Here is a 12,942-nt window from a genome sequence, read left to right as displayed (position 1 = left end):
TTTATAATAATGCGCCTAAAATTTTCAATTAGTAAATCAGAAACATAGTTTGGTTGTTTACTGATTAAAATTGCATCTTAGCAGCCTGCTTTTGGGCAACTATTGTAGAATTTTAAAATTACTGGATGATAGAAGCCATTTTTTCGGGTATCGGGTTTGGGTTAGTGCTTACTTTCTTGACCGGGCCAGTTTTCTTCGCGTTAATCAAAACCAGTATCGATAAGGGTTTTCACGCAGGCGTGGCCCTAGCACTTGGTGTAGTTACCAGCGATATGGTTTTTGTAGGCGCCATCCTCTTCGGTTCGCAATATTTTGAAGTTTCCTCGCACGACAAAACCATAGCCGGCATAGTAGGCAGCCTGGTTTTATTCTCGATAGGTATCTACTACATTTTCAAAAAGGCCGATGTTGAATATAAAAATGCTGTGCCGCAGAAGGTAAATAAGGCGGGCTACTTTATAAAAGGTTTTGTGATGTGCATTTTTAATCCAACCATCCTGTTTCATTGGACGGTAGTAATAGGAGCAGCAAGTACCGTTTACCACGAAGGTGTGCACAACAGATCACTCAAGATTGCTATTATGTTTTTAACCGTGCTGATTGTGCAGTTTGGCCTTGATACTACCAAAGCGTTTTATGCCAATAAACTGCGCGACAAGATATCACCAAAGTTTGTTCACCGTTTAAATGAGGTGGCTGGTATAGCATTAATAATTGCAGCTTTTGTGCTGATGGATAAACTGGTTACCCACTTCATCTTTTCGGCACCTATAGAGGGTTAACCCATCAATCTAAGCAGAGGCTTCGGCTTGCTTATCATCGTTACGGGTTAAAAATATATCTAATAACATCAACCCCACCCCTACCATTATCGAAACGTCGGCCAGGTTAAAAACACCCGTTTGCAGTGATGACGAGAATCGGATGTACATAAAGTCGGTTACCGTGTTGTAAACAATCCTGTCATACAAATTACCCATACCACCACCTATACAAGCCACAATGCCGGTGAGGGTAAGCATACTGAACTTATCGTTTTTGATGATATAAATGAGGCCGCCAACCAGTGCCAGCGCAGGGATTACCATCAGCAAAAAAATACGGATGGGTTGCGGCAGGGTACCACCGAAACTTAAAAATGCCCCGCCATTTTCAACCTTATACAGCGCAAAGTGATTATCCAGGAAAGTATGGTGGTAATAATAATCCAGCTTGGTGCGTACAATTGTTTTGCTTACCTGATCGCACCCAAAGTTAAACGCAAGGAATAACAAAATAAAAACAGTGCGGGATGTCCCTTTCAACTTCATCGGCAGCGAAGGTATAAAGAGTAATGGATAATTGCTAATGCGTGTTTGGAAGCGATGAAGCCATCAAAAATTGTTTGACTATTCGCAACTTGCATAATACATCCTCGATTGTTATCGACAAAAAAAGCTCCGGCTTATGCCGGAGCTTCATATAATATCTGTACCGATACTGCGGTATTACTTCATCAAATTAATAAAATCATCAAAAAGATAACGGCTGTCATGCGGACCCGGAGACGATTCAGGGTGATACTGTACCGAGAATGCCTTTTTATCTTTTACGCGGATACCTTCTATCGATTGATCGTTAAGGTTAACGTGGGTAATTTCAACTTTATCAGATGCGCGAACAGCTTCCTGTACCACACCAAAACCATGATTTTGTGATGTTACCTCGCAATGATCGATGATTACGTTTTTTACCGGATGGTTTAAACCGCGGTGACCATTAAACATTTTTTTGGTAGGGATATCATTAGCCAAAGCAAGTAACTGGTGGCCAAGGCAAATACCAAATAACGGTTTATCAGTATCCAGGATCTTTTTAACTGTGTCAATTGCATATGGCATTGCAGATGGGTCGCCAGGGCCATTTGAGATAAAGTAACCTGACGGTGCAAAATCCTTTTCCATCTCCTCGAACGAGGTTTTAGCCGGGTAAACTTTCGCAAAAACGTCGCGATCATCAAAGTTACGCAGGATGTTCTTTTTAACACCAAGGTCAAGCACGGCCACACGGTAGGTCGCATTTTCGTCGCCAAACGTGTAAGTTTCTTGGGTAGACACTTGTGATGAAAGCTCAAGGCCGTCCATGTCAGGCGCTTCGGCAAGCCTTGCTTTAAGCTCATCCAAATCCAATATCTCTGAAGAGATGATAGCGTTCATAGCGCCTTTATCACGTATGTGGCGCACCAGTTGGCGGGTGTCCACGTCAGATATGCCAACAATATTTTGTTGCTGAAAATAATCCTGGATAGACTCGTCAGCCTGTTTACGGCTGTACTGAATGTTGTAGTTTTTGCAAACCAAACCGGCAATTTGTATTTGCTCCGATTCAACTTCCTCGTTGTTGATACCGTAATTACCAATGTGCGCATTGGTTGCAACCATTATTTGCCCGTAGTACGATGGGTCTGTAAAAATCTCTTGGTAGCCGGTCATCCCGGTATTAAAACAGATCTCTCCTGTGGTAGTACCGATTTTGCCTGCGGCTTTACCGTGAAAAACGGTACCATCGGCCAATAATAATACAGCGGGTAACTTTGTGTAATTACTCATTTTGCAAAAAAATTGAAAGGATTATAGATTCGGATTTTCTGGCTCGAAGCTCCGTGAAAAAATGCCCTTTGGCAGAAGTTAAGCACCTCTTTATTCACGGCGCAAAAATACGCTAAAAAATTGGATTAAGGAACGCTTTTTTTGATTTTTTAGCTTATAGTCAAATCCGGCAGAAGTTATAATCCCTTAGCATGCGCTCATGGTATTCACACCTATGAGCGTTACGGACATCATCTGCCTAAAACATACCTTTTAGCAAGGCAATTTGTGCACAAAAACACCCTTACAGGCAGAAAAAATAAAATACGTTTTAAAAAGAAGCCGCGCGAAACACGATCTTTAAGTGGCCGCTTACACACACGGCAGCAGGGGTTTTTCATCGTTATGAGTTTTAGGTTTTACTCATAATTCAGGTTGTGAAAGGTTGCTTAAAGATAATTATTATTCCTAAAAGAAGTAATAATAATTTATTTTTATTAAAGGTATTATTGGTGCTTAGGGATGTTTGCTTCGCTGATGTTATAACTTAAGTAATTGCTTAATTGCCTGCGCAGTAATATGCATATCAAGCAAAGCGCGGCAAAATATATCACAGCCGACTTTACGCCCGGGCCACCTATGAGCTGACAAATAATACTGTAAATAATAGCCGCCACTACTATCCAGCCGGTAGTAATGCTTAAAGCTGTAGTTAACGCATCGATACGAGTGTATGGGCGATGTTTGGCAGGAGTTTTTTGAGTTGAATTATTACTATACAGAAAGTAATTCTGAAAAGGAGTAAAATTTTTATTGCACGCAGGCATGGCCTTACTTACAATCCCCCCCGGCTCCTTAATTTCAGAATTACGATCCATATAGCAAATCAATTACTAACTGTGAAAAGGTTTAGGATTTATTTCAAACAGTTGTACATCACAAAACAATACAAAATAAACCGTATAAAACCACGTAGTTTTACGTGATTTTAAAATAATTGGCGGCGTTTTTATGCGCTGCAATTCCTCAAATTAGTTTCTACCTTTGCATACTTTATTATAAAACCACATGTCTGTAAATAAAGAGATCAAAAGGATCACTACCCATACCCTGCAGGAAATGAAAAACCGTGGCGAGCGTATTGCCATGCTTACGGCCTATGATTATTCAATGGCTGCCATTGTTGATAATGCCGGGATGGACTGCATATTGGTGGGCGACTCTGCATCGAATGTAATGGCGGGTCACGAAACTACTCTGCCTATCACGTTGGACCAAATGATATATCATGCATCATCTGTAGTGCGTGCGGCAAGCCGTGCTTTGGTTATTGTTGATTTGCCCTTTGGTACCTACCAGGGAAACTCAAAAGAGGCGTTGGCATCGGCCGTTCGCATTATGAAAGAGTCGGGCGCACATGCTATAAAGCTTGAGGGAGGTATTGAAATAGCCGAATCAGTCAGTCGTATTTTAACGGCGGGCATCCCGGTAATGGGCCACCTTGGCCTTACACCTCAGTCTATTTACAAATTTGGCACCTATACTGTGCGTGCTAAAGAAGAAGCCGAGGCGGCCAAGCTTAAAGCCGACGCATTAAAACTGCAGGAACTTGGATGCTTTGGTGTTGTGCTCGAAAAAATACCCGCCAAGTTGGCTAAAGAAGTGACCGAATCATTAGCCATACCAACTATAGGTATTGGCGCCGGCCAGCATTGCGATGGCCAGGTATTGGTAATACATGACATGCTGGGCATCAATAAAGGATTTAAACCGCGCTTTTTGCGCCAATACAGCAACCTGTTTGATGTTATGAACGGTGCTATTGAAAACTATGTTGGCGATGTTAAAGCCAAAAGTTTCCCGAGCGAAAAAGAAGAATATTAACAGCGTTGCATTACACTGGCTACAAAATACCGAATGGCAAAACCCGAATTTAACACTGATATTACCGATAAGGATGTACTTTATGAGGACAACCACCTTATTGCTATAAACAAGCGTGCCGGCGATATTGTACAGGTTGACGAAACCGGCGATGAACCTTTGGATGAAAAGGTAAAGCGCTACATAGCCCAAAAATACAATAAGCCAAACGGCGCCTTTTTAGGTGTTGTGCACCGGTTGGACAGGCCCGTGAGCGGCGTTATATTGTTTGCCAAGACAAGCAAAGCGCTCGACAGGATAAACAAAATGTTTAAAAACCGCGATATGCATAAAACCTATTATGCCATAACGCGGAAACGCCCCCAGCCAGAGGCGGGTAATTTGGTGCACTGGCTTGTAAAAAATTCGCAGAAAAACGTCACCAAAGCGCATGATAAAGAAGTGCAGGGCAGCCTGCGATCTGAGCTTAACTATCGCCTTACAGGCGAGCGCGACGGGTATTTTGTTATAGAGGTTGACCCCATTACCGGCCGCCCGCACCAGATACGTGTGCAGCTATCAACATTGGGTTGCCCTATAGTTGGCGATAATAAGTACGGCTATCCACGCGGCAGCCTGCGTAAAAGCATTTGCCTGCACGCCCGTAGGCTAAAGTTTCAGCACCCGGTAAAGCACGAAAAGATAACCATAGTGGCCCCGCTGCCGCAGGATGGTTTCTGGGAAAAATTCCAATCCCTTATAGACTGATAAAATTGTCAAATAAATAAAATGGGCGGGTAATTACCTGCCCGTTTTATTTGATATGCTATAAAGCTAATTAATCCTCTTTACAAAATCTACTATAGCTGCTGTAACCTCGGGCTTTATAGGCAAGTTTGACTGGCTGTAAGTAGCAGCGTTCTGTGCCTGATCTGCCGGGGCTTCTTTTAAAATATGATTCATGCCCGGCACAATAACCAATGTAGCAGCCGAGTTGGCTTTTTTCAACTTTTCGGCATCGGTAACGGGCACCTGTATATCTGTGGTACCCTGGAGAATCAGCGTAGGAATTTTTACCTTTTTCATTTCGCGGATAGGGTCATATCTAAACCACGACATCAGGTAGGGTTGTATATCCGGCCTGGCTATTGGGTAAAGTTTCGGGTCGATATTATCGGTAAATTTGCCTTTGCGTAAGCTATCCTGCATACGTTTGTATTGATCGAATATAAATGCCGGTTGTGTTGCCTTTACTTGTTCCATAACAATCTGATCGGCCGGGCGGCCTGCACCTGCAACAGAGATAAATCCTTTTGCGGCTTGCCCCCTTATAGTAAGCAAACCAATTAAGGATCCCTCGCTGTGGCCCAAAACAATCACTTTCGAAAAGCGGTCATCTTCGCTTAGCATTTTCACAAGGCCCACGGCATCGTCAACATAGTCTTCAAAGCGTATTTCTTTTTCTTTGGCAACACTTACGCTTTGGCCAACCATACGTTTATCATAACGTACTGTCGCTATGCCGTTTTTGCCCAGTTCGTTTGCCAGCATTTTATAAGTATTGCCGTTTAAACCCAGCTTTGGACTATTACCGTCCCGGTCTGTAGGGCCCGATCCGGCGATGATAAGCACAACGGGTAATTTACCATTTGCATTCTTGGGCATTGTTAACGTTCCTGATATGGTTCCGGTAAAGTTTTTTAATTGCACCGGCGACTCTATCAAAGAAGGGTCTATCTCGATGCTCTTTGTCGACTCCACATAGGGGCTCAATATAAGGCCGGTTAGTTTATTTTGCGCATTAAGAGATATGTTTAGCAGAAAGGTTGCCTTTTCGAAAACAGCTTTGTAGATAGCCAGTGGAGCATTGTATTTCACAAAGTCAGTCTGGGTAAGGTTGCCCAACTGGCTTTTAAGTTGGATGGTTGTTGGCTTAAACTTGTCGAGCGGAAGGCTGGCCTTCATCTCGGGGCTAAACATAGCAAAAATGCTGTCGGGCTGGTTATTGTTATACAAGGCTTTAAACTTGTTGGCAACAGTTGCATAAACAGCGGGCGGGGTTTGCGACCAGGCACTTGCGCTAACGCACAAGCACATCAACATTATAAATACACGCTTCATCATCAATAGCTTAAAAAATACTTAAGCGCGAAAATAAGAAAAATTAGTGCCTTTATACGTTTATCAAAATGTGAGAAAATGCAACAAATTATTCTCATATAGCGTACAAACCTTACATACAGTGTACAATTGTAATATTGTTGTTATATTAGACATTCTGTTTTTTAAAGCAACCGTATCGATTAAAAATTCTACTAACTAATTTAATGAGATTAATAACAGGAAGCCTGCTTACGGTATTCCTTTCATGCGTATTGATGAGATTAATAACAGGAAGCCTGCTTACGGTATTCCTTTCATGCGTATTGTGTATTTGTTTGGCTCAACCCGTTACCACAACATTAAAAGGTAACGTTGCTCTACAAAATAACCAGCCAGCCGCTGCGGCAACGGTCATCCTGCTAAACCGGGCCGACTCTGCCGTGGTATCATCTGCCCTGGTTGGCAGCATGGGCACATATGCATTTAATAATATTAAACCTGGTATTTACATTGTACTTGTTACGCGCCTGGGTTATCAAAAGTACTACTCTCCTGCCTATAATGTAATCAGCGGGCGCCAAACAAACGCGGAGCCGATTATACTACTGCCCGAAAGCACACAGCTTAAAGAAGTTGCCATAACCGCTAAAACCCCGTTTGTTGAAGTGCGGCCCGGCAAAACTGTGATTAACCCACAGGCCAGCATCACGGCCGAAGGTAAATCGGCATTGGATATTTTGAGGCAGTCGCCTGGGGTTAAAGTAGACAATAATGATGTTATAAGCGTGAGCGGCAGGCAGCGTGCATTGGTTATGGTTGATGGTAAAGCTACCAACCTAACCGGATCAGACCTCGCGGCTCTGCTTAGAAGCACGCCTGGCAATAATATTGAGCGTATGGAAATCCTGTCGGGCGGCACATCAAAATACGATGCATCGGCAGGCGGTATTATTAATATCGTTTTAAAGAAGGGCAAAAACGTAGGTACAAATGGTACCATTTCTTTGGGCGCAGGTTATGGCACTTTTTATAAAAGCAATGCCGGTATCTCATTTAATCATCGCACCAAAAGCGTAAATATTTACGCCAGCTATAACTTTACCAACAATAAAACCTTTAGGGAAATTGTTAACGACAGGGATGTTACCAACCCTGGATTAACAAGCAATTACCGCTCGGCATATCATAATATCCAGGTTGGGCAAACCAACTACTACCGTGCCGGGGCCGACTTCTTTTTATCTCCCAAACATACGGTTGGCGTTTTAGTTACCGGCTTTAGCAATAACTTCGACTTCAAAAAAGATAATCGCCTGGATATTAAAAACAACAGCGTGCTTGACTCTACCGTGCTGGCTAATTCTACCATCGACAGGAAGTTGCACAACGTAAATTACAACGTTAACTACACAGGCACGCTTGACAAGGCGGGCAAAACACTGGCGGCCAACATAACTTATTCGCCCTATGGCCGTAACAACGATGAGTATATCGACAACTGGTTTTATAATGCCGCCGGGCAAATGTATCGTAGCCCATTGTTGCTTCAAAACCTGTCAAAATCTACCCGTTACAACTGGACAGGCATGCTAGATTTTACTTCGCCAATAGCTAAAACAGGTAGGTTTGCTTCGGGCGTGAAACTAAGTAAATCAAGAAGTGACAACAGCCTCATTTTTGGCCCGCTTGTAGGAAATAGCTATACCGTCGACCCAAATTTTAGCAACCAATTTATTTATAACGAGGATGTAGGCGCTGCCTATGCAGATTACAGCCAAACCATTGGCAAAGTTGATTTACAGGCAGGTTTACGTGCCGAGTACACAAAATCAAAAGGTAATTCAATAAGCTCGAGCCGGGTTATACCTTACAATTATTTGAACCTGTTCCCTTCGCTCCTGCTTAATTATAAAAAGGACGACAAAAACGAATATTCGTTAGCCTACTCACGTGGTTTGGAAAGGCCAATCTATGATAACCTAAATCCGTTTTTGGTTTATCTTGATCCGTATAATTATCAGCAGGGCAACCCTTATTTAAGGCCGGAGTATAACCATACCATCAAGCTGAGCCACACTTATAATAAAGATATAACTACATCGCTTTACGCATCCTTTATTACCAATGGCAATTTTAGCTATTATGTACAAAATGATAGCACAGGTATAAACCTGGCCACAAGGCGCAACCTGGGTAAGGCCTATTACTACGGCGTTACTTTTAACGCTCCGGTGACGTTTAACAACTGGTGGACGGCTACTTTTGATGCCGACCTGGCTTATCAAAAATATGTAGTGTATCTACGCTATGGCAACTTTAGTAAAGGATCGGGCTATCTGGTGCTTAATACCAGTCAAAATTTTACCATCAGTAAAACCATTGCTGCCGAAATTGCCGGCCACTATGAAAGCAGCGCTATTTATGGTATTACCCGCTTTAAACCTGTTTACTACATAAATGCCGGCATAAGCAAGCAGTTGTTTAATAAGCTCGGCAAGCTAACACTCAATGCAAATGACATATTTAACGTTAGGCGAGACAGGGGAAATGTGAACTTTAACAACCTAAGGCTCTCGATATACGATAAAACCGAAACCCGTTACTTTAAGCTCGACTTTACGTACCGCTTCGGTAAAAAATCAGTTAAGGCAGCAGCGCGCCGCAATGTAGGTAACGAGGCCGAGCAAAAGCGCCTTAATCAATAGCCACTACCCTACCTTTTTCTCGGGATATTTACCTTTTATTTTAGTTACAAAGTAATTGCCTAATGATTGTGATCGTGCAAATTTTTTGAACACCGATGGCTTGATGTTAAGGTACTGCCAAACGCCGCCGTTATCATGGAATTCGAGTTCCAAAACTTCTGCATCGGCATCATAGCCCACGCTTTGCAAAGCCGATGAATGTACAGGAACACGATACATACCTATACAGCGCCATTAAATCAAAATAGTTTTAGAAATTTATCCTGCGTGGCCGCTGATGGCACTAAAAAGAATGATAAGCAATACGATAACGGAGATACCGGTGTAAAGCCAATCACGCTCGATGATGAAGCCAACAATTGAAAAGGCTACCCGCACAATTGGCGTTATGATAAGTAAAATAATGCCCGCCTGTATAATGGCCCGGCCGCGCCCGTTTACAATTGCGCTAAAAATGTTGGGTATGCCGGTAACAAAATCGGGCACACCTTTAAACTGATGGTAACTGGCAGTTGTATGGCCATGGCGATACAGATAAATAATCCCGCCAATGAATACCACAAGCATAGATATAAGTACCCCTAAACGGAGCACCCAGCCAATAACAGCCTGCATATCTTTATCCTTAAACGCTTTGCCCATGTTTAAACGGCCCGGTTTGCGTACGTAAACCGCCATGTGCCACGAAAGTACACCATTAAAAATGCGCCGCAAACTTTAATGTAAGCCTACAGGATATATGGACTTTGTGTGCTGAAACTGCTGCTTAATGATTTATGTGTAAGCAGTTTTTACTATTTTCGCAATCTTACCAATGTGTAAATACAATAATGGATTATCAATTTAAGGATATCGAGAAAAAATGGCAACAGTTTTGGGCCGACAACCATACGTTTAAAGCCGAAAACACAAGCGATAAACCAAAGTACTATGTGCTGGATATGTTCCCCTACCCATCTGGTGCGGGCCTGCATGTTGGGCACCCGCTGGGTTACATTGCCTCAGATATTTTTGCACGCTACAAGCGCCTTAAAGGTTTTAACGTGTTGCACCCTATGGGTTATGATAGCTTTGGCCTGCCGGCCGAGCAGTATGCTATACAAACCGGTCAGCATCCTTCTGTTACCACCGAAGCCAATATTGCCACCTACCGCCGCCAGCTGGACCAAATTGGTTTCTCATTCGACTGGAGCCGCGAAGTGCGCACCAGCTCGCCCGATTATTACAAGTGGACACAGTGGATATTTATGCAGCTGTTTAACAGCTGGTATAATAAAGATGCCGATAAAGCCGAAGGTATTGACAAATTGGTAGCGCACTTTGAGAGCAACGGCTCTGCCGGTATCAATGCCGCTTGCGATGATGAAATATTAAGTTTTACTGCCGACGAGTGGAAGGCCATGACCAACCAGCAGCAGCAGGAAGAATTGTTAAAATATCGCCTTACCTACCTGCGCGAAAGCACTGTAAACTGGTGCGCCGCCCTGGGTACCGTGTTGGCTAATGACGAGGTGAAAGACGGCTTTAGCGAGCGCGGCGGTTACCCTGTTGAACAAAAGAAAATGATGCAGTGGAGCATGCGCATAACTGCCTATGCCCAGCGACTGCTTACCGGGCTCGATACTATTGACTGGCCCGAACCGCTTAAAGAAATGCAGCGCAACTGGATTGGCAAGAGCGTTGGTGCAAGTGTAAAGTTTCCTATCTATGGGGCAGCTGGTGCGGGTGTAAGTGAGGGCACTCTAGCAACCGGCACCGAAACTCCGGCTCCTTATATTGAAGTATTCACCACCCGAGTTGATACCATTTTTGGTGTAAGCTTCTTGGTAATAGCACCCGAGCATGAGCTTGTTTCGCAATTGACCACGCCCGAGCAAAAAGACGCTATTGAAGCATACATAACCCAAACCAAAAAGAAAAGTGAGCTTGACCGTATGGCCGATACCAAAACCGTATCAGGCGCTTTTACGGGTAGCTATGTTACCAACCCGCTAAATGGCGAGATGGTACAGATCTGGATTGCGGATTATGTTTTGGCAGGTTACGGCACAGGCGCTGTAATGGCGGTGCCAAGCGGCGACCAGCGCGACTACCTGTTTGCCAAGCACTTTAACTTACCGATCATCCCGATCATTGATATCCAAAAGATAGATACCGAGGCTGATCCGACCAAGGAAGGTAAATACATTAACTCGAATTTTATCAATGGCCTGGAATACAAGGAAGCTACCGCTGCCGTAGTTGCTAAATTGGAAGAACTTGGCTTGGGGAAAGCAAAGGTAAATTTCAGGATGCGCGATGCCATTTTCGGCCGTCAGCGTTATTGGGGTGAGCCCGTACCGGTTTACTTTAAAGCTAATATACCGCGCTTAATAGAAGAGTCAGACTTACCTCTTTTGCTGCCTGACATTGATAAATATTTACCAACTGAAACTGGAGAACCACCATTGGGTCGCGCTTCGGACTGGAAGCACCCAAAAGGTGAATACGAACTAAGCACCATGCCTGGTTGGGCCGGCTCAAGCTGGTACTGGTATCGCTATATGGATGCACATAACGATCAGGAGTTTGCATCTAAGGATGCCATCGAATATTGGAAAGACGTTGACCTTTACATTGGCGGCAGCGAACATGCCACCGGTCACTTGTTGTACAGCCGCTTTTGGAACAAGTTTTTGAAAGACATTGGCAAAGTGGTTGAAGAAGAGCCTTTTAAAAAGCTTATCAATCAGGGTATGATCCAGGGCCGAAGTAACTTTGTTTACCGTTTAATTGATGCAGAAGGAAAAGGCACCAACACCTTTGTGTCACATGGTTTGATAAAGGACTATGAAACTTCGCCAATTCACGTAGATGTAAACATTGTGGAGAATGAGGTATTGAATTTAAATAAGTTTAAGGAATGGCGCCCTGACTTCAAAGATGCCGAATTTATACTTGAAAACGGGAAATATATCTGCGGTGTAGAGATTGAAAAAATGTCTAAACGTTACTATAACGTAGTTAACCCAGATGACCTCGCGCAACGCTATGGCGCAGACACGCTGCGCATGTACGAAATGTTCCTTGGGCCGCTTGAGCAAAGCAAACCGTGGAACACCAACGGTATCGAGGGTGTGTTCAAATTCCTGCGTAAATTTTGGAAATTGTTCCATGACGCTGATTTTAATTTTACGGTAAGTGATGCCGAGCCATCAAAAGCTGAGTTGAAAGCATTGCACAAAATAATCCAGAAGGTTGAGCAGGATATTGAGCGTTTTTCATTCAACACATCTGTATCAAGCTTCATGATAGCGGTTAATGAACTTACCGATCTTAAATGTAACAAACGCGCTATCCTGCAGGATTTGGTGATCATATTAGAGCCTTATGCACCGCACATCTGCGAGGAACTTTGGGTATTGCTTGGCAACGAGGCAGGCACATTGTCTTACGCTTCATATCCTAAATTCAACCCGGCTTACTTGGTCGAAGATTCATTCAACTACCCCGTATCTATCAACGGAAAAATGAAAACAACCATTAGCTTACCGCTTACGCTTGAACAAAAAGAAGTAGAAGAAGCGGTATTAGCCAGCGCAGATGTTCAAAAATACCTGGACGGCAAAACGCCTAAGAAACTGATTGTAGTGAAAGGCCGCATTGTAAATATTGTGGTTTAATTAATAAAACTTTTGTACTCTACCGGCCGCCAAGCTTTAGCC

11 protein-coding genes are annotated in these 12,942 nt (G+C 43.4%); 5 read left to right on the top strand and 6 right to left on the bottom strand.

Annotated features, from left to right (window positions below; genetic code table 11):
* Positions 1-125: 125 nt before the first annotated feature.
* Positions 126-782 (top strand): LysE family translocator, encoded by a 657-nt coding sequence (locus tag FPZ43_RS13295; protein WP_146382418.1) that lies wholly within the window; start codon positions 126-128, stop codon positions 780-782.
* A 9-nt stretch (positions 783-791) separates the two neighbouring features.
* Here the strand turns inward: FPZ43_RS13295 and lspA are convergent, their stop codons facing one another.
* From lspA to FPZ43_RS13280, 3 genes are all read right to left on the bottom strand, one after another.
* Complete coding sequence (gene lspA / locus FPZ43_RS13290; protein WP_146382417.1) at positions 792-1,310, bottom strand: signal peptidase II; 519 nt, start codon at positions 1,308-1,310, stop codon at positions 792-794.
* A 177-nt stretch (positions 1,311-1,487) separates the two neighbouring features.
* Positions 1,488-2,588 (bottom strand): glutamine-hydrolyzing carbamoyl-phosphate synthase small subunit, encoded by a 1,101-nt coding sequence (gene carA, locus FPZ43_RS13285; RefSeq protein WP_146382416.1) that lies wholly within the window; start codon positions 2,586-2,588, stop codon positions 1,488-1,490.
* A 485-nt stretch (positions 2,589-3,073) separates the two neighbouring features.
* Entirely contained in the window at positions 3,074-3,445 is a 372-nt protein-coding gene (locus FPZ43_RS13280) for a hypothetical protein (RefSeq protein ID WP_146382415.1), read from the bottom strand.
* Positions 3,446-3,635: 190 nt separating this feature from the next.
* Between FPZ43_RS13280 and panB the strand changes: the two genes are divergently transcribed.
* On the top strand, positions 3,636-4,451 hold the full coding sequence (panB, locus tag FPZ43_RS13275) for a 3-methyl-2-oxobutanoate hydroxymethyltransferase (RefSeq protein WP_146382414.1): 816 nt from the start codon (positions 3,636-3,638) through the stop codon (positions 4,449-4,451).
* Between the two features lie 33 nt (positions 4,452-4,484).
* Positions 4,485-5,198: an RluA family pseudouridine synthase gene (locus FPZ43_RS13270; protein ID WP_146382413.1), complete on the top strand. Its 714-nt coding sequence runs from the start codon at positions 4,485-4,487 to the stop codon at positions 5,196-5,198.
* Between the two features lie 66 nt (positions 5,199-5,264).
* Here the strand turns inward: FPZ43_RS13270 and FPZ43_RS13265 are convergent, their stop codons facing one another.
* On the bottom strand, positions 5,265-6,554 hold the full coding sequence (locus tag FPZ43_RS13265) for a serine aminopeptidase domain-containing protein (RefSeq protein WP_146382412.1): 1,290 nt from the start codon (positions 6,552-6,554) through the stop codon (positions 5,265-5,267).
* A 203-nt stretch (positions 6,555-6,757) separates the two neighbouring features.
* Here FPZ43_RS13265 and FPZ43_RS13260 point away from each other — a divergent pair, with 203 nt between their 5' ends.
* Positions 6,758-9,238, top strand: a complete 2,481-nt coding sequence (locus tag FPZ43_RS13260) for an outer membrane beta-barrel family protein (protein WP_146382411.1) — start codon at positions 6,758-6,760, stop codon at positions 9,236-9,238.
* A 3-nt stretch (positions 9,239-9,241) separates the two neighbouring features.
* Here FPZ43_RS13260 and FPZ43_RS13255 read toward each other — a convergent pair whose 3' ends face one another.
* Together FPZ43_RS13255 and FPZ43_RS13250 are read right to left on the bottom strand one after the other, a co-directional pair.
* Complete coding sequence (locus FPZ43_RS13255; protein WP_146382410.1) at positions 9,242-9,457, bottom strand: KTSC domain-containing protein; 216 nt, start codon at positions 9,455-9,457, stop codon at positions 9,242-9,244.
* A gap of 39 nt (positions 9,458-9,496) precedes the next feature.
* Positions 9,497-9,916, bottom strand: coding sequence for a DUF1634 domain-containing protein (locus FPZ43_RS13250; protein WP_261381088.1), 420 nt, complete (start codon positions 9,914-9,916; stop codon positions 9,497-9,499).
* A gap of 152 nt (positions 9,917-10,068) precedes the next feature.
* Between FPZ43_RS13250 and leuS the strand changes: the two genes are divergently transcribed.
* Entirely contained in the window at positions 10,069-12,900 is a 2,832-nt protein-coding gene (gene leuS / locus FPZ43_RS13245) for a leucine--tRNA ligase (RefSeq protein WP_146382409.1), read from the top strand.
* Positions 12,901-12,942 lie beyond the last annotated feature (42 nt).

The sequence above is a fragment of the Mucilaginibacter pallidiroseus genome, from assembly GCF_007846085.1.
In the GTDB taxonomy this organism is placed as follows: Bacteria; Bacteroidota; Bacteroidia; order Sphingobacteriales; family Sphingobacteriaceae; genus Mucilaginibacter; species Mucilaginibacter pallidiroseus.
The sequence above is the reverse complement of the archived record's forward strand: the minus strand, read 5'-3'. Positions and strand labels throughout refer to the sequence as shown.

Excerpts from the sequence above, each read along its gene's own strand:
- FPZ43_RS13295 (WP_146382418.1), top strand. The coding sequence starts at position 126 with ATGATAGAAGCCATTTTTTCGGGTATCGGGTTTGGGTTAGTGCTTACT.
- lspA (WP_146382417.1), bottom strand. The coding sequence starts at position 1,310 with ATGAAGTTGAAAGGGACATCCCGCACTGTTTTTATTTTGTTATTCCTT.
- carA (WP_146382416.1), bottom strand. The coding sequence starts at position 2,588 with ATGAGTAATTACACAAAGTTACCCGCTGTATTATTATTGGCCGATGGT.
- FPZ43_RS13280 (WP_146382415.1), bottom strand. The coding sequence starts at position 3,445 with ATGGATCGTAATTCTGAAATTAAGGAGCCGGGGGGGATTGTAAGTAAG.
- panB (WP_146382414.1), top strand. The coding sequence starts at position 3,636 with ATGTCTGTAAATAAAGAGATCAAAAGGATCACTACCCATACCCTGCAG.
- FPZ43_RS13270 (WP_146382413.1), top strand. The coding sequence starts at position 4,485 with ATGGCAAAACCCGAATTTAACACTGATATTACCGATAAGGATGTACTT.
- FPZ43_RS13265 (WP_146382412.1), bottom strand. The coding sequence starts at position 6,554 with ATGATGAAGCGTGTATTTATAATGTTGATGTGCTTGTGCGTTAGCGCA.
- FPZ43_RS13260 (WP_146382411.1), top strand. The coding sequence starts at position 6,758 with ATGAGATTAATAACAGGAAGCCTGCTTACGGTATTCCTTTCATGCGTA.
- FPZ43_RS13255 (WP_146382410.1), bottom strand. The coding sequence starts at position 9,457 with ATGTATCGTGTTCCTGTACATTCATCGGCTTTGCAAAGCGTGGGCTAT.
- FPZ43_RS13250 (WP_261381088.1), bottom strand. The coding sequence starts at position 9,916 with ATGGCGGTTTACGTACGCAAACCGGGCCGTTTAAACATGGGCAAAGCG.
- leuS (WP_146382409.1), top strand. The coding sequence starts at position 10,069 with ATGGATTATCAATTTAAGGATATCGAGAAAAAATGGCAACAGTTTTGG.